At 73.1% G+C, this 21,567-nt stretch carries 23 protein-coding genes and 1 pseudogene; 7 read left to right on the top strand and 17 right to left on the bottom strand.

All coding sequences use genetic code 11. The annotated features are described in order from the left end of the window. Nucleotides 1-24: 24 nt before the first annotated feature. Genes ABD331_RS35065 through ABD331_RS35055 form a run of 3 tightly spaced genes read right to left on the bottom strand, consistent with a single transcriptional unit; the run spans nt 25 to nt 3,585 of the window. On the bottom strand, nt 25-903 hold the full coding sequence (locus tag ABD331_RS35065) for a carbohydrate ABC transporter permease (RefSeq protein WP_344484530.1): 879 nt from the start codon (nt 901-903) through the stop codon (nt 25-27). A 2-nt stretch (nt 904-905) separates the two neighbouring features. Further along, nucleotides 906-2,348, bottom strand: coding sequence for an extracellular solute-binding protein (locus tag ABD331_RS35060; RefSeq protein ID WP_344484527.1), 1,443 nt, complete (start codon nt 2,346-2,348; stop codon nt 906-908). Nucleotides 2,349-2,352: 4 nt separating this feature from the next. Beyond that, nucleotides 2,353-3,585: a PfkB family carbohydrate kinase gene (locus ABD331_RS35055; RefSeq protein ID WP_344484524.1), complete on the bottom strand. Its 1,233-nt coding sequence runs from the start codon at nt 3,583-3,585 to the stop codon at nt 2,353-2,355. A gap of 111 nt (nt 3,586-3,696) precedes the next feature. Between ABD331_RS35055 and ABD331_RS35050 the strand changes: the two genes are divergently transcribed. Next, entirely contained in the window at nt 3,697-4,455 is a 759-nt protein-coding gene (locus tag ABD331_RS35050; RefSeq protein ID WP_344484521.1) for a DeoR/GlpR family DNA-binding transcription regulator, read from the top strand. Between the two features lie 58 nt (nt 4,456-4,513). Then, nucleotides 4,514-5,857, top strand: coding sequence for a 6-phospho-beta-glucosidase (locus ABD331_RS35045; RefSeq protein ID WP_344484518.1), 1,344 nt, complete (start codon nt 4,514-4,516; stop codon nt 5,855-5,857). 126 nt (nt 5,858-5,983) lie between these two features. Here the strand turns inward: ABD331_RS35045 and ABD331_RS35040 are convergent, their stop codons facing one another. Both ABD331_RS35040 and ABD331_RS35035 read right to left on the bottom strand, forming a co-directional pair. Then, nucleotides 5,984-6,736 carry an SDR family oxidoreductase gene (locus ABD331_RS35040; protein WP_344484515.1) on the bottom strand — a complete coding sequence of 251 codons (753 nt, stop codon included), beginning with the start codon at nt 6,734-6,736 and terminating at the stop codon, nt 5,984-5,986. Further along, nucleotides 6,733-7,209, bottom strand: coding sequence for a MarR family winged helix-turn-helix transcriptional regulator (locus tag ABD331_RS35035; RefSeq protein ID WP_344484512.1), 477 nt, complete (start codon nt 7,207-7,209; stop codon nt 6,733-6,735). The genes ABD331_RS35040 and ABD331_RS35035 overlap by 4 nt, the downstream gene beginning before the upstream one ends. 61 nt (nt 7,210-7,270) lie before the next feature. On the opposite strand from ABD331_RS35035, the gene ABD331_RS35030 reads away from it, so the two are divergent. Further along, a complete protein-coding gene (locus ABD331_RS35030) occupies nt 7,271-8,413 on the top strand; it encodes a hypothetical protein (RefSeq protein ID WP_344484509.1) in 1,143 nt (380 codons plus the stop codon). A 49-nt stretch (nt 8,414-8,462) separates the two neighbouring features. Here the strand turns inward: ABD331_RS35030 and ABD331_RS35025 are convergent. The 5 genes and pseudogenes from ABD331_RS35025 to ABD331_RS35005 form a co-directional block, all read right to left on the bottom strand. Continuing rightward, nucleotides 8,463-9,209, bottom strand: a pseudogene (locus ABD331_RS35025) (aminoglycoside phosphotransferase family protein); the annotation flags it as partial. Nucleotides 9,210-9,421: 212 nt separating this feature from the next. Then, nucleotides 9,422-9,970 (bottom strand): SMI1/KNR4 family protein, encoded by a 549-nt coding sequence (locus ABD331_RS35020; RefSeq protein ID WP_344484506.1) that lies wholly within the window; start codon nt 9,968-9,970, stop codon nt 9,422-9,424. A 148-nt stretch (nt 9,971-10,118) separates the two neighbouring features. After that, nucleotides 10,119-10,526 (bottom strand): VOC family protein, encoded by a 408-nt coding sequence (locus tag ABD331_RS35015; RefSeq protein WP_344484503.1) that lies wholly within the window; start codon nt 10,524-10,526, stop codon nt 10,119-10,121. Between the two features lie 4 nt (nt 10,527-10,530). Then, nucleotides 10,531-10,851, bottom strand: a complete 321-nt coding sequence (locus ABD331_RS35010) for a hypothetical protein (protein ID WP_344484500.1) — start codon at nt 10,849-10,851, stop codon at nt 10,531-10,533. Beyond that, a complete protein-coding gene (locus tag ABD331_RS35005; protein WP_344484497.1) occupies nt 10,848-11,279 on the bottom strand; it encodes a type II toxin-antitoxin system PemK/MazF family toxin in 432 nt (143 codons plus the stop codon). The genes ABD331_RS35010 and ABD331_RS35005 overlap by 4 nt, the downstream gene beginning before the upstream one ends. 155 nt (nt 11,280-11,434) lie before the next feature. Between ABD331_RS35005 and ABD331_RS35000 the strand changes: the two genes are divergently transcribed. After that, a complete protein-coding gene (locus tag ABD331_RS35000; RefSeq protein WP_344484494.1) occupies nt 11,435-12,202 on the top strand; it encodes an acyl-CoA thioesterase domain-containing protein in 768 nt (255 codons plus the stop codon). A gap of 29 nt (nt 12,203-12,231) precedes the next feature. Next, a complete protein-coding gene (locus ABD331_RS34995) occupies nt 12,232-12,396 on the top strand; it encodes a hypothetical protein (protein ID WP_344484491.1) in 165 nt (54 codons plus the stop codon). 3 nt (nt 12,397-12,399) lie between these two features. Here the strand turns inward: ABD331_RS34995 and gndA are convergent, their stop codons facing one another. Together gndA and ABD331_RS34985 are read right to left on the bottom strand one after the other, a co-directional pair. Continuing rightward, complete coding sequence (gndA, locus tag ABD331_RS34990; RefSeq protein WP_344484487.1) at nt 12,400-13,824, bottom strand: NADP-dependent phosphogluconate dehydrogenase; 1,425 nt, start codon at nt 13,822-13,824, stop codon at nt 12,400-12,402. Nucleotides 13,825-13,886: 62 nt separating this feature from the next. Next, a complete protein-coding gene (locus ABD331_RS34985) occupies nt 13,887-14,579 on the bottom strand; it encodes an HAD family hydrolase (RefSeq protein ID WP_344484484.1) in 693 nt (230 codons plus the stop codon). 23 nt (nt 14,580-14,602) lie between these two features. Between ABD331_RS34985 and ABD331_RS34980 the strand changes: the two genes are divergently transcribed. Together ABD331_RS34980 and ABD331_RS34975 are read left to right on the top strand one after the other, a co-directional pair. Next, the gene (locus ABD331_RS34980; RefSeq protein WP_344484481.1) at nt 14,603-15,259 is read left to right on the top strand and encodes an SDR family oxidoreductase; all 657 of its coding nucleotides are present in this window, start codon (nt 14,603-14,605) and stop codon (nt 15,257-15,259) included. 74 nt (nt 15,260-15,333) lie between these two features. Next, nucleotides 15,334-17,838 carry an ATP-dependent Clp protease ATP-binding subunit gene (locus ABD331_RS34975; protein ID WP_344484478.1) on the top strand — a complete coding sequence of 835 codons (2,505 nt, stop codon included), beginning with the start codon at nt 15,334-15,336 and terminating at the stop codon, nt 17,836-17,838. Between the two features lie 9 nt (nt 17,839-17,847). On the opposite strand, the gene ptsP is transcribed toward ABD331_RS34975, so the two are convergent. From ptsP to ABD331_RS34950, 5 genes are all read right to left on the bottom strand, one after another. Further along, nucleotides 17,848-19,467, bottom strand: a complete 1,620-nt coding sequence (ptsP, locus tag ABD331_RS34970) for a phosphoenolpyruvate--protein phosphotransferase (RefSeq protein WP_344484475.1) — start codon at nt 19,465-19,467, stop codon at nt 17,848-17,850. Nucleotides 19,468-19,540: 73 nt separating this feature from the next. Continuing rightward, nucleotides 19,541-19,822 (bottom strand): HPr family phosphocarrier protein, encoded by a 282-nt coding sequence (locus ABD331_RS34965; protein WP_344484472.1) that lies wholly within the window; start codon nt 19,820-19,822, stop codon nt 19,541-19,543. A gap of 13 nt (nt 19,823-19,835) precedes the next feature. Beyond that, entirely contained in the window at nt 19,836-20,840 is a 1,005-nt protein-coding gene (locus ABD331_RS34960; protein ID WP_148442501.1) for a zinc-dependent dehydrogenase, read from the bottom strand. After that, entirely contained in the window at nt 20,837-21,265 is a 429-nt protein-coding gene (locus tag ABD331_RS34955; RefSeq protein ID WP_344484465.1) for a PTS mannitol transporter subunit IIA, read from the bottom strand. The genes ABD331_RS34960 and ABD331_RS34955 overlap by 4 nt, the downstream gene beginning before the upstream one ends. Continuing rightward, complete coding sequence (locus ABD331_RS34950; RefSeq protein ID WP_222871875.1) at nt 21,258-21,566, bottom strand: PTS sugar transporter subunit IIBC family protein; 309 nt, start codon at nt 21,564-21,566, stop codon at nt 21,258-21,260. Before ABD331_RS34950 ends, ABD331_RS34955 begins: the two co-directional genes overlap by 8 nt. Between the last annotated feature and the right edge of the window lies 1 nt (nt 21,567).

Genomic DNA, 21,567 nt, shown 5'->3' with positions numbered 1-21,567 from the left:
AGTCCCCGTACGGGCGGCGCCGGTTCATGAGACGTTCCTGTCCGCGAACCGGTTGATCCCGAACGAGATCACAAAGATCACCACAGTGAGCGTGACGCCGATGGCCGCCGCCGACCCCACCTGCCCCAGCCCGAAAGCACGGTGATAAACCTCGTAAGAAGGCACGGACGTGGAATCCCCCGGCCCCCCGCGCGTAGTCACGTAAACCAGGTCGAACGTGCGCAGCGCGGCGATCACCGTCAACGTCAGCGCCACCGCGATCTCCGCCCGCACCGACGGCAGCGTGACGGAGAAGAACTCGCGCACGGCCCCCGCCCCGTCCAGCCGCGCCGCCTCGTACAGGGACAGGGGGATGCGGCTCATGCCGGCCAGCAGCAGCACCGTCACCAGCCCCGTCTCGAACCAGGTGCCGACCACCCCCACCGCCGGCAGCGCGAAGGTGTAGTCGCCCAGCCAGCCGCGGGTCAGGGAGTCGAGCCCGAGCGCGCCGAGCAGCGTGTTGAGGGAGCCGTCCGGGGCGTAGACGCGCCGCCACGCCACCGCGACCACCACCATGGCGATGACCTGCGGCAGGAACACGACGGTGCGGAAGAAGCCCAGCCCGCGCACCTTGGCGTGGTTGAGTATCGCGGCCAGCGTCAGCCCGATGACGAGCGGCGCGCCGGCGTAGAAGATCATGAGGACCAGGGCGTGCGCGAAGGCCGCCCGCAGGCTCTCGTCGGCGACGATGGCCACGTAGTTGTCGAGCCCTGCCCAGGTGCCGAGGGACAGGCCGTCCCAGTCGAACAGGGAGATCTGCACGGCCCGGCCGATCGGGTACAGCAGGAAGATCGCGTAGACGGCGAAGGCGGGCAGCAGGTACAGGTAGGCGACGCGACGGGGCTCGCCGGGGGGTGCCGCCATGCTCAGCCGTTGCTCTCGGCGAAGGTCTTGTAGTCCTTCTCCAGGGTGGCGAGGAACTCCTGCGGCGCCGCCTTCTTGGCGAGCAGGTCCTGAAGGGCCGCGCCGAGGGTGTCGGCGAAGGTGGGGGTGGCGTAGTCGAGGTACGGCACCAGCCCGTCCTTGCCGGTCACCGTCCCGAACGCGGTGAACACGTCCTTCTGCGGACCCTCCGCCACCGTCTGCGCGGCGGTGTCGGCGACCGGCAGGTTGCCGGTCTCGGTGAGCACCTTCATCGCGTCGGCGTCGGTGATGAAGTCGATGTACGCCGCCGCCGCGTCCGGGTGCGGGCTCTTGGCCGTGACGGCGAACGGCAGGCCCGTCCCCCCGGTCGCCACCGGCGCCGCGTCCGGCGTGGCGCCCGGCGGCAGCATGAACGCGAGGTCCGCGCCGAGCGCCTTCTGCAGGTCGGCCAGCAGCCAGGTGCCCGCGATCAGGAAGACGCCCTGGCCCTTGCCGAACGCCTGCCACGCCGCGTCGTACCCCTGCCCGTTGAAGCCCTTGGCGAAGTACCCCTTGTCCACCCAGCTCACGAGCTGCTCGGCGGCCTTGACGTTCTCGGGGGTGTTCCAGGAGGCGCCCTTGCGGCCGAACGCGAGCGTGCCGATCTGGCCGGGCGGCACGGTACGGCCCTGCACGGTGCCGAACACGTGCACGGCCGGCCACTTGTCGAGGTTGCCGAACTGCAGGGGCACCTCGCCGGCCGCCTTGGCCTTGTCCAGGGCGGTCTCGAACTCGGCCCACGTCCTCGGCGGCTCCAGGCCGAGCCGCTTCAGCTTGGCGGCGTTGTAGAAGAGGCCGACGACCTCGCCGACCTGCGGCAGGCCGTACAGGTTGCCCTCGCCGAAGAGCTTGCCGTCGGCGCTGTAGCGGGAGTAGCGCAGCACCGACTCCGGGTAGCGCTGCTTCCAGCCGTACGCCTCCGCGTAGTCGTCCAGCGGACGGAGCTGGCCCGCCTTGACGAACGCGCCCATCGCGGAGCGGCCGTTGTTGGCCTCCACCACGTCGGGCGGCTCGTTGCCGCTCAGCGCCAGGCGCAGCGTGGTGTTCAGGTCGTCGAAGGAGCGGGAGACGCGGTTCAGCTTGATGTTGGGGTACTTGGCCTGGAACGCGGCGTTCAGCTTCTCCATCTGGGCGGCCTGGCCGCCGCGGACCTCCTGGTCCCAGACCGTCAGGGTGACGTTGCCGAGCGCGGAGGCGTCGGTGCGGACGGCCGTGGCGGACGGCTTCGAGGCGGCCGGGGGAGGGGCGGAGGAGCCGGGCGCGCACGCGGCCGAGCACACGGCCACGGCGCCCGCGGCCAGCAGGGCCAGCGCTCCGACCCGGTGCGGCCGTCGCCGGTGGGCGGTCGGGGTGCCGGCTTCGCGCGGCTGCGGCTTCTCGGCGGTCAACGGCTTCTCGGGGGTCAACGGCTTACTCCTTCTGCGCGGGCGCGCGAGGCGCATCCGGTTCCCCGCCGCCGGAGGGGTTCTCGCCGGCGGGGTGTGTCACGTTAGAGTCCGCACGCTTCCCCGGGACGGGCGGTGCCATGCCGACGTCGGCGTACCGGGCGATGGTGGCGGCGGCACGGCGCACGGCCCCCACCGGCACCGAGGGCACCAGCCGGTCGAGGAAGGCGTAGCGGCGGGCCAGCGCGCTGCCGTAGGCGCCGCTGTGGTCGGCGGCGGCCCGCACCTCGTGCCACCAGTCGGCGATGTCGCCCCATCCTGGCGCCGCCAGCGAGCCGCCGAACTGCTGCACCGCCAGCGCCGCGCACACCCCCGCGAACGCCAGCCGGTCGGCCAGCGGCCAGTGGGACAGCGTGCCGAGCACGATGCCGGCGCCGAACACGTCGCCCGCGCCGGTCGGGTCGAGCGCCGTCACGCGGGGCGCGGGCACGAACGCCTCCTCGCCCGTCGTCGAGTCGATCGCCATGGCGCCGTTGGCCCCGTCGGTCACCACGGCCAGCGGCACCTTGTCGGCGATCGCGTACAGCGCGTCCCTCGGCGTGTCCGTGCCGGTGTAGGCCATGGCCTCGGTCGCGTTCGGCATGAACGCGTGGCAGACGTCCAACTGGTCGAGCACCGAGCGCGACCAGACGCCCGACGGGTCCCAGCCCACGTCGGCGAAGATCAGCGAGCCCTCGCGGCGCGCCAGCTCCGCCCAGTTGCACGCGCTGCCGGGCTCGCCCAGCGGCTCCTCCGCGGACAGGCTCACGATCACCGCGCGGGAGCGCGGCGGCGAGCCGATCATCGCGGAAGCCGTCATGGGCGCGGGATGGCCGTGCGTGACCATGCTGCGGTCGCGGTCGACCGCCATGGAGACCGTCACCGGCGAGTGCCAGTGCTCGAACCGCCTGGACCTGGACAGGTCCACCGCTTCCTGCCGCTCCAGCGTGCGCCAGCAGAAGTCGCCGTAGTCGTCGTCGCCGAACGCCGCCGCCAGCGACGTGCGCAGCCCCAGCCGGCTGGTCGCGATGGCCAGGTTGGCGATGCCGCCGGGACACGAGCCCATGCCTTCGGCCCAGATCTCCGTGCCGGCCGCGGGCATCGCCGGCAGGCCGGTGAAGATGATGTCCAGGAAGACAGTCCCGGCCAGGAAGACGTCGAACTGCGGACCCTCCGGGGTGCGCTCGCCGGCGAGAGGGTCGTACGCCTGGACAGACACGGGAATAGGTCCTCCTCGACACACCGGTTGTGCGCAATCTTGCACGTTTGCTCGAACACTTCAAGTGCACGATGCTCACTTCTGCGCGAATTTGACTGATAGGATCCCGCTGTGCTCCAGCGCCTCCGGCATGCCGAGATCATGCGCCGCGTCCGCGTCTCCGGTGCCACGAGCGTGCGCGATCTCGCGAGTCAGCTCGGCGTGAGCCCGTCCACCATCCGCAGGGACCTCGAGGTGCTCGACCGCGACGGCACCCTGCGCCGCGTCCGGGGCGGCGCGCTGCCCTGCGCCGACGCCGACGCCGACCGGCCGTTCGCCGAGGTGGCGGGCACGGACGAGCAGGATAAGGAGGCGGTCGCCGCCCGTGCCGCCCGGCTCGTCGCCGACGGCGACGTGGTGCTGCTCGACATCGGCACCACCACGATGCGGCTGGCCCGGCGGCTGCGCGGGCGGCGTGTCACCGTGGTGACCTCCAGCCTGGCCGTCCTCGACGTGCTGCGCGCCGACCCGGAGGTGGAGCTGCTGCTGCTCGGGGGCATGGTGCGCAGGCCGTACCACTCGCTGGTGGGGGTGCTGACGGAGGCGGCGCTCGGGCAGGTGGTGGCCGACCGGGTGTTCCTGGGCGCCAGCGGGGTGCGTCCGGACGGGCAGCTCGTGGACACCACGCTGGCCGAGGTGCCGCTCAAGCGCGCCATGATGGCGGCGGCCGGGCAGGTCGTGCTGCTGGTGGACCGGCACAAGTTCCCCGGCACCGGCGCGCTGCGGGTGTGCGGGCCCGAGGACATCGATGTGCTCGTCACCAACGACGGCGCCGACGAGGCCACGCTGCGCGCCTGCGCGGCGGCGGGCGCGGAGGTCCTGCTCGCGTGAACGAGGTTCTCCTGAGGCGGCGAGGTCCTGCTCGCGTGAACGACGGGAAGGGATGCGGATGAGGCTGGCCGTTCTGGGCGGCGGGGGGTTCAGGGTCCCGCTCGTGTACGGCGCGCTGCTGCGCGACACCGCCACCAAGCCGCGGGTGGAGGAGGTGGTGCTGTACGACGTCTCGCCCGGACGGCTGGAGACCGTGTCCCACGTGCTGCGCGGCATGGCCGCCGGACACGACGACCCGCCGCTCGTCCGCACCACGACCGACCTCGACACCGCGCTGCGCGACGCGACCTTCGTCTTCTCCGCCATCCGGGTGGGCGGCCTGGCGGGCCGCACCGCCGACGAGCGCGTCGCGCTGGAGCTGGGCCTGGTCGGGCAGGAGACGACCGGTCCGGGCGGCGTCGCGTTCGGGCTGCGCACGGTGCCCGTCGCGGTGCGCGTGGCGGAACGGGTGGCCGCGCTCGCGCCCGGCGCGTGGGTCATCAACTTCACCAACCCGGCGGGCATGATCACCGAGGCGATGCGGCGGGTGCTCGGCGACCGCGTGATCGGCATCTGCGACTCGCCGATCGGGCTCGTACGGCGCGCCGCCGCCGCACTCGGGCTCGACCCCGCCCGCGTCTCACCCGACTACGCGGGGCTCAACCACCTCGGCTGGTTGCGCGGCCTCACCCACGACGGTCAGGACGTGCTGCCCAGACTTCTCGCCGACGACGCGCTGCTGGGGCAGGTCGAGGAGGCGCGGCTGTTCGGGCCCGGCTGGGTGCGGACGCTGGAGGCGCTGCCGAACGAGTACCTGTACTACTACTACTTCACGCGGGAGGCGGTGGCGGGAAGCTCGGGGCGTACCCGGGGGGAGTCGCTGCTGGAACAGCAGGACCGCTTCTACGCCGCCGTCCGCGCCCGGCCGGGGGAGGCGCTGGCCGAGTGGACGCGGGCGCGCAGGGAGCGGGACACCTCGTACATGGCGGAGGCCCGCGACGCCACGGGCGCGGGCGAGCGCTCCGCCGCCGACCTGGAGGCGGGCGGGTACGAAGGGATCGCGCTGGCCCTCATGGCCGCCATCGCGCGCGGCGAGCCCAGCACCATGATCCTCAACGTGCGCAACGGCACGGCGGTGCCGGGGCTGCCGCCGGACGCCGTCGTCGAGATCCCCTGCGCGGTGGACGGCGCCGGGGTCCGGCCGCTGGCCACCGGGGGGTTGCCCGGGCGGTTCCTGGGGCTGGTGCAGCAGGTCAAGGCGGTGGAGCAGACGGTTATCGAGGCGGCGCTGACAGGGTCGTCGCGGCTGGCGGTGGCGGCGTTCGCGTTGCATCCGCTGGTGGATTCGGTGAGCACGGCTGAGCGGCTGCTGGACGGGTATCGCGCCCGCATCCCGGAACTGGCGGCGGTCTTCCCGTCCTGACCCGCGACGCACGGCACGCGGCGCACGGCACGGCGCACGGCACGAGGGCGCCGCAGCCGCGCCCGCCCTTGCGCGGCTTCCGAAGGACCCCGGCCGAAGTACGGCGGGATCGTCGCGTCGGGAGGGTCAGGGGGCGGCGAACGGGTCGCGGCGGGTGAAGCGGGCCGTGGCGAACCGCCAAGCGATCTTGCCCGGCGTCAGCCACCGCACCCGGGCCCCGTTACGCGCCCCGCCGACCACCCGGTCAGCCAGCCAGGGCGCCACGGTCTCCACCCGATCGGCCAGGATCGACAACACCCGCGACGCCCGCCGCCGCTCCTCCTCCGAATACCCGAACGTCAGCAGATCGGTGACCACCATCCCGGGGCTGAGCAACCCCACCCCCACCCCCGGCGGCACCTCCTTGGCCAGCGCGTCCGTGAGGTAGCCGACGGCCCGCTTGGTGGCGCCGTACACGCCGAGCCCCGGCACGAGCCGCCCGTCGGTGCCGAGCCCCTCCATGTTCCACACGTGACCACCGCCCTGCGCCGCCATGCCGGCGATGGCGACGGCGCAGCCGTTCAGCACGCCGACGAGGTTCACGTCCACGACGTGCCTGGCCTGGTCGGCGGGCAGCCGCCAGGCGGGCTCGCGCGGATGTGAGACGCCCGCGTTGTTGATCCACACGTCCACCCGCCCGCAGGTGTCGGCGGCGTGGTCCCACAGCGCCTGGAGCTGGTCGCGGTCGGCCACGTCGGCGACGAGGCCGGGCAGGCCGCACGCCCGCACCCGTTCCGGGTCGGTGCCGCACACCACGACCTGGTGCCCCCGCTCCACCAGGGCCCGCGCCAGGCCGAGCCCGAGGCCCCGCGTGCCGCCCGTGATAACGACAGTGCTCATCCGGCCACCGCCTCGGCCCTGGCCGCCGCCGTGGCCTTGATGCCGCTCTCCAGGAACCGTCCGATGAGCCGCCGTTCCTCGGCCGTGAACGCCTCGATCGCCTCCGTCAGGTGCCGTCCGAGCGGGGCGAAGAAGCGGCGGGCCAGCACGGCGGCCTGCTCGTTCAGCGTGACCTCGACCTTGCGCCGGTCGGTGGCGCTGCGCCGCCGCTCGACGTGCCCTGCGTGCTCCAGCCGGTCGATCAGCGCGGTGGTGGCGGGCGGGCTGAGGTTGAGCGCCGTCCCGAGCCCGCCCGGCGTGAGCGGGGTGCCCGCGCGGGCGGCGTCGAGGATGACGACGAGCGCGTTGAGGTCGGTCCGGTGCAACCGGTGCAGGGCGGCGAAGCGTTCGGCGAACCGGTCGCTCTCCACGTTCAGTGCTCGCATCATCACCATCAGCTCGAACGCGCCGGGCGCGTCCTCGTTCGCTGTCATGCCCACTAGCATTCCATGATGGAAACATTCCATGATGGAAATACTTGAACGGAGTCCTCCCATGACAGCGCTGCGCAACGTCAGCGCGGGCCGCGCCCTCCTGCTCGGCGTGGCGGCCAGCGCGGCGATGACCGGGCTGATCTGGCTGCTCGGCGGACGGTTGCAGGGCATCGAGCTGCTGCCCGACCAGGGCGCGTCCTGGTACTACTGGAAGCTCCCGCACCCCACGCTCTGGACCAGGCTGTCGGCGTGGCTCGGCTACGCGGCCCACCAGATCGCGTTCTGGTGGCTGATCTACTACGCCCAGACCAGGGTCCGCCGCTACACCTCGGGCCTGCACCCGGTCAACGTCGTCGCGCTGGCCGTGAACACCGGCTTCATCGCCCTGCACACGCTGCAGACCCACCTGTTCTACGACGGGCTCGCCCAGGACGTGTCCATCTTCAGCTCGCAGGGCTCAGTGGTGCTGCTGCTCGTGGTCGTGCTGCTGATGGAGAACCGGCGGCGCGGCCTGTTCGCCGGCAAGCCCGTCCCCCTCGGCCGGGCCGTGGTCGACTTCGCCTGCCGCTACCACGGCTACCTGTTCAGCTGGGCCGCCGTCTACACCTTCTGGTACCACCCGGCGGAGGCCACCTCAGGCCACCTGATCGGCTTCTTCTACATGTTCCTGCTGCTTCTGCAGGGCTCGCTCTTCCTCACCAGAGCGCACACCAACCGCTGGTGGACGTTCACCCTGGAGGCCATGGTGGCCGTGCACGGCACGCTGGTGGCCGTCATGACCTCCGGGCCGGACGGGGCGTGGCCGATGTTCCTGTTCGGCTTCCTCGGGGTGTTCGTCATCACGCAGATGCACGGTCTCGGGCTGTCCGCCGCCGTCCGGTGGGTGCTGGCCGCCTGTTACGCCGGCGCCGCTCTTCTTGTGTACGGGGTGCGCGGCCATCTCGTCGGCGCGGTCACCGAGTCCGTCAGGATTCCCGTGATCGAGTACCTGCTGGTCGGTGTGCTCGCGCTGCTGCTGTGGCTCGGCCTGCGCGCCGCCGCGATCTTCAGACGGCCCTCGCCCCAGCCCCCGTCCCGGCCCTTGTCTCCGCCCTTGTCCGGGGGCCCGTCTGAGGCACCGTCCGAGATTCCGTCCGAGATTCCGTCCGAGATTCCGTCCGAGGTTCGGTCAGGAGCTCCGCGAGGTGGTCAGCGAGCGCGGTGAGCCGGTCCAGCGGCGCGCCGCCGCGCGCGACGCGGAACCCGTGGCGGCGGCCCCAGAACCCGGCCCGCACGGCGTGGAACTGAGCCCACCGCCGCACCCGCTCACGGTCCAGCCCGGCCTCCCCGGCGAACACGTCGAGGACGCGGTGCACGGCCGCGCCCAGCTCGTCCGCCTCGGCCAGCCTGAACGCGAGCGACTTGAGCAGCGTGCCGCCGTCGTAGGCGGGATCCCCCACATACCCCTTGGGGTCGACGGCCAGCCACGGCTCGCGGCCGGCGCGCAGGATGTTCCTCGGGTGCAGGTCGCCGTGGACGAGCAGGTCGGGCTGGGCGGGGCCGAGCTCGCGGGCGGTCGCCACGGCTTCGCCCACCACGCGGGCGGGCATCGTGTGCGGCAGCTCGGCGGCGTCCTCGCGCAGCTCCCGCTCCCACTCGCCGGCCTGCTCCCTCAACCGGGGCAGGCCGGGCGGGGCGGGGATCGCCAGCCGGCGGCTGAGGCGCCCCGCCACCGTCGCCATCTCCTCCACGTCGCCGCTCTCCGCCAGGGTTTCCGGCCGGACCCGTTCCAGCAGCATGGCGTACCGGTCGTCGGCGCGCTCGTACAGGTGGACGGCGCCGCGCCCGCCCCACACGGCGAAGGCGTCCGGCTCGTGCACGTTGCCGGGATGCGGGAACGACACCTTCAACACGGCCCCCACACCGCCGGCCCACCGCACGTCTTTTGCGCCGTCCGCCTGCCACACGGCGTCCCCTGCGTCCGCGTGCCGTGTGGCGTCCAATGCGTCGGCCTGCCGCATGGAGTCCCCTGCGTCCGCTTGTCGTATGGGGCCGTCGCCGTCCGTCCGGCGCACGGGGACGATCACGCCGACGCCGCCGTGCAGCACCTCGCCGTCGGGCACGCACTTCCACCGCTCCAGCAGCTCCGCCACGATCCCGGGCAGCTTCGCCAGCCAGGCCGCCCCGGCCGCGCCCTCCCGTTCGACCGCGGCGCGCGCGAACGTCTCCGGGATCACGCGTCGAACCAGGGCCGGCCGTCGGCCCAGTGCCGCACCCAGCCCGCGAAGCCGGGCTCGCCCGTCGTGTGGCCGAACTCGGCGCCGAAGGGGGCGGCGCCCTCGCCGGTGATGTTCCAGACGTGGCCGCGATGGGGGCCGGTGACGATCAGGTGCCAGTACATGCCGCAGCCGTCCGTGCCCAGCACGATCGAGCCCGCGTCGTAGACCGGGCCGAGCAGCGCCTCGATCTCCTCGTCCGGGCGCGGGTCGTCCTCCCACACCCACGGCTCGGTCAGCGGGAACGGCTCGGCCAGCACCCGTTCGGGCCGGTCGCCGCCCCAGTCGTCGGGCAGCTCGGCCAGCGCCTCCAGGCCGAAGTCGGGCGGGCCGGTGTGGGAGCCGTCGCAGATCTCGGCCACGAACGTGCGGTACGGCTCGGGCAGGACGACCCCGTGCTCGGCCTCGAAGGCGCGGACGGCGTCCCAGCCCAGGGGAGGACCGCCGCCGGGGAAGGCGGCCCGCAGGGCGGCGAGGTCGGCGGGGCTCGCGTGGTCGGTGTTCACGGTCACCATGATCACACCCCACCGGCGTGCGCGGTCACCGCGATCACCGTGATCCCAGCCCGCCGGTGTGCGCGGTCACCGCGATCACGTCTTGCGGGGACGCGTGATCACCGTGATCCCACCTCGTGCGGATGCGTGATCCCCGTGATCACGCCTCGCCGGGTCCGGCCACACCCGTCACCGAGCCGCCCGCGTCGGTCGTGTACCGCCCCTTGGACAGGTCGAGCAGCACCAGCACGTTCCCGAACGGATCGGCCACCACCGCCAACCGGCCCACCGGAATGTCAGCGGCCTCGGCCACCACCCGCCCGCCAGCCGCGACCACCTCGGCGGCGGCCTCGTCCGCCGAGGTGACCAGCCACGCCGGCGCCAGATCGCCCCCGGTGGACAGGACGATCTCCGCGTCGCTCTCGGGCAGCGCCAGCCCGGCCTGGCGGAGCTCGTCGTTGCGCCACAGCAGCTCGTGCCCGAGCCTGTCCCGGTAGAACCGCAGGCCAGCGTCGAGGTCAGGCACAGGGACGGCGACGGAGTCGATCTTCCTGATCAGCGGGGACACCGCGTCAGGCTCCCTCGTGGTTCATCGGGAAGAGCCGCTCGGTGACCGCCATCCACGCCGCGAACACCAGGCAGCCGCCCTCGAAGGCGACGAGCCGCGCGTCCCACGCCTCGCCGGGCTGCCCGGCCCGCGCCGACGCGCGCAGCAGCGCCAGCCCGCCCGCCAGGTTGGCCGCGCCCCACAGCAGGTTGACGCCCGGCCCGGACCGGCGCCCCGCCAGCGGGGTGAGATGGCGGCGGCCGGTGACGGCCGTGGCCAGGTGCGGGGCGCTGTTGCTCACCAGCAGCCCCGCCACGAACGACCGGGCGGCCGGCGTGAACCTCACCGGCCGACCCCCCACCCGTGGGTCTTCATCAGCCGGGCCGCGACCCGGGCGAACCGCTCGCCGTCGAGCACCGCGCCCTCGCGCCTGATGTCGTCCTCGTCGAGCACGAACACCCGGTCCAGCCGCACGTACGACGTCTTGCCGTCACGCCCCCACGCCCCCAGCTCCAGCCAGTCGGGCCCGTCGTCGCCCCTGCTGGACAGCATCATGCCCAGCAGCCGGCGGCCCGTGCGGCCCACGACCAGCAGCGGCCGGTCCTTGCCCCGCGACGGGTCCTCCTCGTACGGCACCCACGCCCAGATGATCTCCCCCGGGTCGGCCAGGCCGTCGAGGTCGGGGGAGTAGGCCAGGGTGACGGCCTCCCGGAGTGAGTGGATCTCGCGTACCGCGCCCCGGGACGGCCGGGGGTCCTCACCTAGATCGCGCATCTACCGGAGCTTACGGACCTCCGCGCGGGTCAGGCCAGCCCGGAGAAGAACTCGCGGACGTCCGCCACGAACAGATCAGGCGCCTGGAGCGCGGCGGGAAAGGGGTAGTGTGCGCGCTCGGCGGTTCGCCTGATCTCTGTCTAGAATATCGTTCTGTGACATCAGCGTTCTTCACGCACAAAAGGGACGAGCTGGTCCCCGCCCCCCACGCCCGCGGCCCCTGGTCCCCCGACATGCTCCACGGCCGCCTGCTCGGCGGGCTGGCCGCCCGTGCCCTGGAGGAGCGGTACGCCGAGCCGGGCCTGCGCTTCGCCCGGCTGACCGTGGACCTGTTCCGCAACAGCCCGATGCTCCCCGTCACCGTGGAGACCACGCTGGTCAGGGACGGCCGCAGGATCCGGGTGGCCGACGCCGTGATCTCCACCGAGCAGGGCGTGATCGCGCGGGCGTCCGGCGTGCTGCTGCGGGAGAGTGAGCAGCCCGGCGGCGAGCGGGCGCTGGTCACCCCCGCCTGGGACGAGCCGCCGCCCGCCGCGCCGCCGACCGAGGGTGACGGGTGGCGGCCGCCGTTCGATCTGTGGTGGGTGAGGCCGTTCGGTGAGCCGGGGCGGGCCTGGCTGCGTGAGAAGCACCCGCTGGTGGACGACGAGCCGCTGACCCCGTTCGTACGGACGGCGCTGGCCGCCGACTTCGCCAGCCCGCTCGCCAACGCCCAGCGGGACGGGCTGCGCTTCATCAACGCCGACTACACGCTGACGCTCGCCAGGCTGCCCGAGGGCGACCTGGTCGGGGTCGAGTCCACCGGGCACGCCAGCGCCGACGGCGTCGCCACAGGTCAGGTGACCATGCACGACACCGCCGGGCCCATCGGCTTCTGCCTGGTGACGGCGCTCGCCAACCCGGTGATCGGCAGCGGCCGCTGAGACCCGCCGCCGCACGGTCGGCGAGAGCCATGCCGGTCGCGTCCGTGCGGGCGGCAGAAGCCGTACGGGCGGTAGAAGCCGTGCGGGCGGTAGAAGCCGTGCGGGCGGCAGAAGCCGTGCGGGCGGCAGAAGCCGCGCCGGTCGGGCCGTACGAGAGCCGAGTGCTGCTCGCCGACCCGATGACAGACAGGTGAGGGCTACGCCGGCCGCTCCGTGCGGTCGCCGGACCAGTCCGTGTGGAAGGTGCCCTCCTTGTCCACCCGGCGGTAGGTGTGCGCGCCGAAGAAGTCGCGCAGTCCCTGCACCAGCGCCGCCGGGAGGCGGTCGCGGCGCAGCCCGTCATAGTAGGCCAGGGCCGAGGAGAAGCCGGGCGTCGGCACGCCGATCTGCACCGCGGTGGTGACGACGCGCCGCCACGACTCCTGCGCCGTCTCCAGCGCGCCCGCGAACGTCGGGTCGGCGAGCAGCGTCGGCAGGTTCGGGTTCGCGTCGTACGCCGCCCTGATCCGGTCGAGGAACTTGGCGCGGATGATGCAGCCGCCCCGCCAGATCGTGGCCATGGCGCCCAGGTCGAGGTCCCAGCCGTACTCCTTCGAGGCCGCCGCCATCTGGTCGAAGCCCTGGGCGTAGGCGACGATCTTGGAGGCGTACAGGGCCTGCCGCACGTCCTCGATCAGCTCGCGCCCGCCGACCCCGGACAGCTTCGGCCCGGCCAGCGACTGGGCGGCGGCGCGCTGCTCGGGGTGGCCCGACAGGGCCCGCGCGAACGTGGCCTCCGCGATGCCCGTCACGGGAACGCCCAGGTCGAGGGCGCTCTGCACGGTCCAGCGGCCGGTGCCCTTCTGCTCGGCCTGGTCGACCACGAGGTCCACGAACGGCTTTCCGGTCTCGGCGTCCACCTGGTCGAGCACCTCGGCGGTGATCTCGATCAGGTAGGAGTCGAGCTCGCCGCGGTTCCACTCCCTGAACACCTCGGCCAGCTCCGCCGGCGTCGCGCCCAGGGCCTGCCGCAGCAGGTCGTACGACTCCGCGATGAGCTGCATGTCGGAGTACTCGATGCCGTTGTGCACCATCTTCACGAAGTGCCCGGCGCCGTCGGGGCCGACGTGCACGGAACACGGCACGCCGTCCACCTTGGCCGCGATGTCCTGCAGGATCGGGCCGAGCGCCTCCCACGACTCCTTCGAGCCGCCCGGCATGATGCTCGGGCCGTTCAGCGCGCCCTCCTCGCCGCCGGAGATGCCGGTGCCGACGAAGTGCAGGCCGCGCTCGCGCAGCGCCGCCTCGCGCCGCCGGGTGTCCTCGAAGTGCGCGTTGCCGCCGTCGACGATCATGTCGCCCGGCTCCATCAGGTCGGCGAGCTGGTCGATCACCGCGTCGGTGCCGGCGCCCGCCTTCACCATGATGATCGCGCGCCGCGGCCGCTTCAGCGAGGCCACGAAGGCGGCGAGGTCCTCGGACGGGATGAACGTGCCCTCCCCGCCGAACTCCTTCACCAACTGCTCGGTACGGCTGTGCGACCGGTTGTGCACGGCCACGGCATAGCCGTGCCTGGCCAGGTTGCGGGCCAGGTTGCGCCCCATGGTCGCCAGACCGGTGACGCCGATGTCTGCCAAGTCCATCTCAGCTCCTCTTTGGGGAATACGCATGATCCAGCTCGGGGGTTCGCGGAGATATTCCCATGTCAATCACTTTGACGGACCCCGAGCTCGTCGAGCCGGTCGAGCATGTCCGCCGGGTCGGCGTACACCCTGAACGCGCCCGCGCGCTCCAGCTCGTCCCTGCCGTACCCGCCGGACAGCAGCCCGATGCCCAGCGAGCCGGCCCGGCGGGCGGCGAGCAGGTCCCAGACGCTGTCGCCCACCACCATGGCGTGCGCCGGATCGACCCGCACCAGCGCCGCACCGGCGAGGAACAGGTCGGGGTCCGGCTTGGCCCGGCGCACCAGGTCGCGGGTGACCATCGGGGTGTCGCCGGGCAGGTCGAGCATGCCCAGCGCGAGGCGGGCCGTCCGGGCGTACCCGCTGGTGCAGATCGCCCACGGCACGCTGCGCGCGCTCAGCTCGCCCAGCAGCTCCTTCGCGCCGGGCAGCGGCTTGACGGAGCCGACCTGCTGCTCGTACGCGTCGGCGTGGTGGGTCTGCAGCTCGTCGATCTGCTCCCGGGTCAGCTTGAGCCCGGTCTCGCGCAGCAGCGCGCTGACGAACAGCCCGCCGCTCATGCCGATGCGCCGGTGGATCCGCCACACCGACAGGTCGATGCCCATCCCGGACAGCGCCTGCCGCCAGGCCACCACGTGCTGGTAGACGCTGTCGATCAGGGTGCCGTCCAGGTCGAACAGGAACGCGGGGGTGGGTGCCTCCGGGAAGTCGTACATGCGTCCATGACACCATGGCCGCTATGCGGATCATCATCGCGGGGGGACACGGGAAGATCGCGCTGCGGCTGGCCGCCAGGCTCAAGTCGGGGGCGGTGGGTCTGGTACGCAATCCGGCGCACCTCGCCGACGTCGAGGCGACCGGGGCCGAGGCCGTGCTGTGCGACCTGGAACGGGCGAGCGTCGAGGAGGTCGCGCGGATCGTCGAGGGGGCCGACGCCGTCGTCTTCGCCGCGGGCGCGGGCCCCGGCAGCGGCGCGGCCCGCAAGGACACCGTCGACCGCGGCGCGTCCGCGCTGCTCGCCGACGCGGCCGAGCGGGCGGGCGTGCGGCGCTTCATCCAGATCTCCTCCATCGGCGCGGGCAAGCCGATCGCGCCCGGCCGTGACCCAGGTGATGACGAGGTGTGGGCCGCCTACATCAAGGCCAAGACGGAGGCCGAGGAGGACCTGCGGGGCCGCGATCTGGCCTGGACCATCCTGAGGCCCGGCCGCCTCACCGACGAGCCCGGCACGGGGCTGGTGCGGCTGGCGCCCGAGGTGCCGCCGGGCGCGGTGCCGCGCGACGACGTGGCCGCCGTGATCGTGGCGCTCCTGGACAACCCCGGCACGTCCGGGCGGACGCTGGAGCTCGTGTCCGGCGACACCCCGATCATCGACCTCGTGGCTTCGAACGAATGACCTCTTTACCGGTGGTTGGCGTTGTCATGCGGTGAGTGCGGCTAGATGTCCCCTGACTGCGAGGGGGACCTGTGATGTCGAGTTCGTTCTTCGGTGGAGACCCGTTCAGAGGGTTCGAGGAGCTCACCGGCCGCGTGTTCGGCGGCATGGAGGGCTGGCCGCCGTCCCGGCCCAGCGTCCAGCGGGTGGACGTGGGCCGGCTGCTCAGCGCCGAGGCCAGGGAGGTGCTGAGCGACGCGCTGGAGCGCGCGGGCCGGCGCGGCGCCGCCGACCTCGACGTGCTCGACCTGCTGGACGCGCTGACCGACCTCGACTCCGGGCAGGCGTTGCTGCGCGCGGCGGGCGTGGACGTGGGGCGGCTGCGCGACCGCATCGACGACGCCGCCGGGCCCGGCGAGCCCGCCGAGCCGCCCACCACGCTGTCCCCGGCGACCAAACGCGCCATCCTCGACGCCCAGCGCATCTCGCGGGCCCTGCAGTCGTCCTACATCGGCCCTGAGCACCTGCTGCTCGCGCTGGCCGCCAACCCCGACTCCGTCGCCGCCCGCCTCCTGCAGGAGCAGGGCGTCTCGGCGAACGAGCTGCAGCAGGCCCTCATGGCCCGCCCGGCGGGCGGCGGTGGCGGCGGGGGCCGGGGCGACGGCCGCCGCGCCAGTGACACGCCCTCGCTCGACGAGTACGGCCGCGACCTCACCGAGGAGGCCAGGCAGGGCCGCATCGACCCCGTCGTGGGCCGCGAGGACGAGATCGAGCAGTGCATCGAGGTGCTGTCGCGGCGCACCAAGAACAACCCGTGCCTGATCGGCGAGCCAGGCGTCGGCAAGACCGCGATCGTCGAGGGCATCGCCCAGCGCATCGTGAACGGCAGCGTCCCCGACACGCTCAAGGACCGCCGCGTCGTCGCCCTCGACCTGACAGGGATGGTGGCCGGGTCGAAGTACCGCGGCGAGTTCGAGGAGCGCATCAAGAAGGTCATCGACGAGGTGCGGGCGCACGCCGACGAGATCATCGTCTTCATCGACGAGGTGCACACCCTGGTCGGCGCGGGCTCCGCCGAGGGCGGCATGGACGCCGCCAACATTCTCAAGCCCGCCCTGGCCCGCGGCGAGCTGCACGTCGTCGCGGCCACCACCATCGACGAGTACCGCAAGAACATCGAGAAGGACGCCGCGCTCGAACGCCGCTTCCAGCCCATCCTGGTCGCCGAGCCCACCGTGGAGCAGACGGTCGAGATCCTGGCCGGCCTGCGGGACGCGTACGAGGCCCACCACCAGGTCCGCATCACCGACGAGGCCCTCGACGCGGCGGCCAACCTGTCGGCCCGCTACATCTCCGACCGGTTCCTGCCCGACAAGGCCATCGACCTCATCGACCAGGCCGCCGCCCGCGTCCGGCTGCGCTCCAGCACGCCCGGCAGCGACGTGCGCGAGCTGGAGGAACGCCTGCGGTCGCTGCGCCGCGACAAGGACCAGGCCGTCTCCGCCGACGACTTCGACCGCGCCAAGGAGCTGACCGTCCAGATCGACAAGCTCCGCCCCGAGGTGGACCGGGCCAGGCACGGCGAGGACAGCGTGCCGCAGGTCATGGTGGAGGACATCGCCGAGGTCGTCTCCCGCCGCACCGGCATCCCCGTCACCCAGCTCACCGAGCAGGAACGCGACCGGCTCATGCGGCTGGAGGAGCACCTGCACAAACGGGTCATCGGCCAGGACGAGGCCGTCGTCGCCATCGCCGAGGCCGTGCGCAGGGCCAGGGCCGGCCTGTCGGACCCGAACCGGCCCATCGGCAGCTTCCTGTTCCTCGGCCCCACAGGCGTCGGCAAGACCGAGCTGGCCAGGGCGCTCGCGGCGGCGCTGTTCGGCGGCGAGGAGCACATGGTGCGCATCGACATGAGCGAGTTCCAGGAGCGGCACACGGTCTCGCGGCTCATCGGGGCGCCGCCCGGCTACGTCGGGTACGAGGAGGCGGGGCAGCTCACCGAGGCCGTCCGCCGCCGCCCGCACTGTGTCGTCCTGCTCGACGAGATCGAGAAGGCCCACCCCGACGTCATGAACATCCTGCTGCAGATGCTGGACGACGGCCGCCTCACCGACGGCCAGGGACGCACCGTCGACTTCACCAACACGATCGTCATCATGACCAGCAACATCGGCGCGCAGCTCGTCCTGGAGGCCACCGGGGACGTCGAGCAGCAGCTCATGGACCTGCTGCGCCGCTCGCTGCGGCCCGAGCTGCTCAACCGCATCGACGAGACGATCATCTTCAAGCGGCTGGAGCGCGAGCAGCTCCGCCAGATCGTGGACCTGCTGCTGGAGCGGACCCGGCAGCGGCTGCGCGGCCAGGGCGTGACGCTGGAGGTCACGGACGCGGCCAAGGACTGGCTGGCCCAGCGGGGGTACCAGCCCGAGTTCGGGGCGCGGCCGTTGCGCCGGACGGTGCAGCGGGAGCTGGACAACCGGTTGTCGACGATGTTGCTGACCGGGGAGGTGGCGGAGCACGGGAAGGTGACGGTGGACGTCGAGGGCGACCGGCTGAGCCTCAAGGCGCACAACCCGGAACCGGCCGCTCCGGTCGCCTGACCTCCCGTCCTACTCCAGCGCGGCGCGAGCCCGTTCGCGGCATTCGTCCAGAGTGACCTCCGCGAGCGCCTCGCGCACCGCCGGGACGCACACGCCCGCCATCGACAGGCTCGTCACCCCCAGACCGACCAGCAGCGGCGCCAGCAACGGGTCGCCGGCCGCCTCGCCGCACACCCCGACCGGTTTGCCCGCCCGGACGCCCGCCTCCGCGCACCTGGCGATCAGCTCCAGCAGGGCCGGCTGGCGCGGGTCCAGCAGGTCGGCCAGGACGGAGTGCTGGCGGTCGGCGGCGAAGGTGTACTGGGCCAGGTCGTTGGTGCCGATGCTGAGGAAGTCCACCTCCCGCAGCAGCCGCCCCGCGCGCAGCGCCGCCGCCGGGACCTCCACCATCACGCCCACCCGCGCGATGCCCTTGGCGCGCGCCCGCCGGGCGAAGTCGCCCGCCTCCCCGGCCGTGGTCACCATGGGCGCCATCACCCAGGGCTCGGCGCCCGCCTGACGCGCCGCGGTGGCGATCGCGTCGAGCTGGGTGTCCAGGACGCCGGGCAGCAGCCGGTCCACCCGCAGGCCGCGCACGCCCAGCGCCGGGTTCTGCTCCCCGGGGAGGCCGAGGAAGGGCAGCGGCTTGTCGGTGCCGGCGTCGAGCGTGCGCACCACCACGTGCTCCGCCCGGGCGAACACCTCCGCGTAGGCCGAGACCTGCTCCTCGAACGACGGCGGCTGCTTGCGGTCGAGGAACAGGAACTCCGTCCTGAACAGCCCGACCCCTTCAGCGTCCGCCCCGTCCTCACCCTGGGGCAGGTCGGCGGCCGAGCCGATGTTGAGCAGCAGCTTCACCGCGTGCCCGTCGGCCGTGCCGCCCGGCCCGCGGCTCGCCTGGAGCCGGGCCCTGCGCGCCGTCTCACCCTGGACGACCTCGGACGTCTCCTGCTCGCTGAGCCCGATCGCCACCTCGCCGGTGCCGCCGTCCACACCGATCATCGTCCCGTCGTCGAGATCCATGACGCCCGCGCACGCCACCACGGCGGGCAGCCCCCTGCTCCTGGCCAGGATCGCGGTGTGGCTCGTGGGCCCGCCGCGCTCGGTGACCAGCGCCAGCACGTCCGGGCCGAGCCCGGCGGTGTCGGCGGGGGAGAGGTCGGTGGCGACCAGCACGTACGGGTGGCCGGGGGAGGGCAGGCCGGGCATCGGCAGGCCGAGGGCGGAGGCCACGGCGCGGTGCTTGAGATCGTCGAGGTCGGCGGCCCGTTCGGCGAGGTAGCCGCCGAGCGCGGCCAGGGCCTCGCGGTGCTTGGTGAAGGCGGCGTCCAGGGCGTGGGGGGCGGCGTGGCCGCCGGCCGTGTGCCGCTCGGCCTCCTCCAGCAGGATGGGGTCCTCGGCGATCATGGCGAGGGCCTCCAGGATCTCGGCCGCCTCGCCGCCCGCCGCCAGGGCGCGCCGGTTCAGCTCGGCGGCGACCGCCTCCAGCGCCTTGCCGACGGTGGCCGCCTCGGCGCCAGGATCCGTGACGGGGCCGGGGGCGGGCAGCTTCGGCGGCTCGCCCAGCCGGATCATCGGCCCGGCGGCCCGCCCCTGACTGACCCCCAGCCCGACCAGCCGCCCCCCGGCCCCCTCCCAGGGCCCCTTCATGTGCCCACGAGCGCCGCCGTCCCCGCTCGGGCGGTCATCAGCGCGCGCGCCGTCGTCGCGACGCGGGCCGTCGTCAGGCATCGAGGGCCTCTTCCGCGTCCAGGTCGCGGGCCAGCAGCGCCGCCAGCGCGTCCAGCGCCTCCTCGGCCCCCGGCCCCTCCGCCTCCAGCGTGACCTCCGTGCCCTGCACGACCCCGAGCGACAACACCCCCAGCATGCTCTTGGCCGGCACCGTCTTCTCCCCGGCCCGGATCGTCACCGGCACCCCCGACTTCACCGCCGCCTGCACGAACAGCTTGGCCGGACGGGCGTGCAGGCCGCTGGCAGAGCCCACGACCACGGTTCGCTGCGCCATCGCAAACCTCCTCTCAGGGTTCAATGGTGACCTTGATGGCCTCGCCACGGCGGACGAGGTCGATCCCGTCCAGCACGCGCGGCAGCGGCAGCCGGTGGGTGATCAGGTCGGACACCGGCACGGCGCCCTCCGCCACCAGCCGCAGCGCCTCGGCGTTGTGGGCAGGGCTGGAGCCGTTCGCGCCGACGATCGTCAGCTCCCGGTAGTGCACGAGGTTGGAGTCGAGCGCGATGATCGGGTCGTCCTTGGGCAGCCCGCCGAAGAAGCTGATCCGCCCTTGCCGGGCCGCCATCCGCACCGCCTGCTCCTGTGCGGCGCCCGACGCCGCCGCCGTGATCACGACGTCGGCGCCCCGGCCGCCGGTCAGCTTGAGCACCTGCTCGACGGGGTCGGCGTCGACGGCCGCGTCGGGACGGACGAGCTCGGCGGCCATCGCCAGGCGTTCGGCGTTGACGTCCACGAGGAACACCCGGTTCGCCCCGCGCGCCCGGGCCAGCCGCACATGCAGGCAGCCGATCGGGCCCGCGCCCATCACCACCACGTCGTCGCCTGGCCCGACGCGGGCGAGCGTCTGGCCGTTGAGCACGCACGCGAGCGGCTCGGCCACGGACGCCTCCGCGAAGCCCACGCCGTCGGGGATGGCGTTGACGCCGTCCACGGCCAGCACCTTCGCCGGAATGATCATGTACTCGGCGAACCCGCCGTCGTAGTGGTAGCCCATCGACTCCTGGTTCGGGCACACCGTACGGCGGCCGGCCGCGCAGTCGGGGCACGTGCCGCACGGGATCGCGGCGATCACCTGCACGCGGGCGCCGGTGTCCACCACCTCCCCGGCGATCTCGTGGCCCATCACGCGCGGCGGCACGATGTGGTGGTGCCCGAACTTGTAGATCTTGGCGTCGGTGCCGCAGGTCGAGCAGTTGCGTACCCGGATCTTCAGCTCGCCGGGGCCGGCGACCGGCTCGGGCGCGTCCTCGATCCTGATGTCGCCGGGCGCGTGGAAGCGCGCGACCTTCATGTTGTCAGCTCCTTGATGACGTCCGAGACCTCGGTGGCCTCGCGCAGTGCTCGCGCCCGGTCGGGGTCGAGCAGGATCTCGGCCAGCGCCGCCAGCAGCGGCACGTGACCGTCGTCCTTGGCGGCGATGCCGACGCAGAGCGTGACGTGCTCGCCGTCCCAGTCGACGCCGCCGGGGAAGCGCACGACGCAGATCGCGTCGCGCAGGACGTCCCCCTTGGAGGCGTTCGTCCCGTGCGGGATGGCCACGCCCTCGCCGACGTAGGTGGAGATCGACCGCTCGCGTTCGAGCATCGCCTCGATGTACGGCTCCGCGACCGCGCCCACCTCGACGAGCGCCCGCCCGCACCGGTGGATGGCCGCCGTGCGGTCGGGGGCGCTCTCGTGCAGCAGGACGGCCCGCGGGTCGAGCAGGTCGTCACGCATCGACCGTGCCGCCGTTCTTGATGGTGTTCACCAGCCGGGTCACCGCCGGGTCGCCGAGGAAGATCTGGAACGACACCAGTACCTTCCCCGGAGCGGCCGCCTTCGCACGCGCGGCCAGGCCCGAGTGGCACAGGACGACGTCGGCGTCGTCCGGGATGGAGTTGACCGGGGTGTGCTCCACGGTCACGCCGGTCCCCTTGAGCTGCTTCTTGAGCTGGGAGGCGAGCATGACGCTGCTGCCCATGCCCGCGTCGCAGGCCACGATGATCTTGTGGATGTCCTTGCTGTCGATGCCTGCCATG

The sequence above is a fragment of the Nonomuraea monospora genome (assembly GCF_039531895.1).
Classification (GTDB): Bacteria; Actinomycetota; Actinomycetes; order Streptosporangiales; family Streptosporangiaceae; genus Nonomuraea; species Nonomuraea monospora.
This window is presented reverse-complemented; position numbering and strand designations above follow the sequence as displayed.

Coding starts and splice junctions, on each gene's coding strand:
- ABD331_RS35065 (WP_344484530.1), bottom strand. CDS start 903: ATGGCGGCACCCCCCGGCGAGCCCCGTCGCGTCGCCTACCTGTACCTG.
- ABD331_RS35045 (WP_344484518.1), top strand. CDS start 4,514: ATGAGGCTGGCCGTTCTGGGCGGCGGGGGGTTCAGGGTCCCGCTCGTG.
- ABD331_RS35040 (WP_344484515.1), bottom strand. CDS start 6,736: ATGAGCACTGTCGTTATCACGGGCGGCACGCGGGGCCTCGGGCTCGGC.
- ABD331_RS35035 (WP_344484512.1), bottom strand. CDS start 7,209: ATGACAGCGAACGAGGACGCGCCCGGCGCGTTCGAGCTGATGGTGATG.
- ABD331_RS35030 (WP_344484509.1), top strand. CDS start 7,271: ATGACAGCGCTGCGCAACGTCAGCGCGGGCCGCGCCCTCCTGCTCGGC.
- ABD331_RS35005 (WP_344484497.1), bottom strand. CDS start 11,279: ATGCGCGATCTAGGTGAGGACCCCCGGCCGTCCCGGGGCGCGGTACGC.
- ABD331_RS34995 (WP_344484491.1), top strand. CDS start 12,232: ATGCCGGTCGCGTCCGTGCGGGCGGCAGAAGCCGTACGGGCGGTAGAA.
- gndA (WP_344484487.1), bottom strand. CDS start 13,824: ATGGACTTGGCAGACATCGGCGTCACCGGTCTGGCGACCATGGGGCGC.
- ABD331_RS34985 (WP_344484484.1), bottom strand. CDS start 14,579: ATGTACGACTTCCCGGAGGCACCCACCCCCGCGTTCCTGTTCGACCTG.
- ABD331_RS34980 (WP_344484481.1), top strand. CDS start 14,603: ATGCGGATCATCATCGCGGGGGGACACGGGAAGATCGCGCTGCGGCTG.
- ABD331_RS34975 (WP_344484478.1), top strand. CDS start 15,334: ATGTCGAGTTCGTTCTTCGGTGGAGACCCGTTCAGAGGGTTCGAGGAG.
- ptsP (WP_344484475.1), bottom strand. CDS start 19,467: ATGAAGGGGCCCTGGGAGGGGGCCGGGGGGCGGCTGGTCGGGCTGGGG.
- ABD331_RS34965 (WP_344484472.1), bottom strand. CDS start 19,822: ATGGCGCAGCGAACCGTGGTCGTGGGCTCTGCCAGCGGCCTGCACGCC.
- ABD331_RS34960 (WP_148442501.1), bottom strand. CDS start 20,840: ATGAAGGTCGCGCGCTTCCACGCGCCCGGCGACATCAGGATCGAGGAC.
- ABD331_RS34955 (WP_344484465.1), bottom strand. CDS start 21,265: ATGCGTGACGACCTGCTCGACCCGCGGGCCGTCCTGCTGCACGAGAGC.
- ABD331_RS34950 (WP_222871875.1), bottom strand. CDS start 21,566: ATGGCAGGCATCGACAGCAAGGACATCCACAAGATCATCGTGGCCTGC.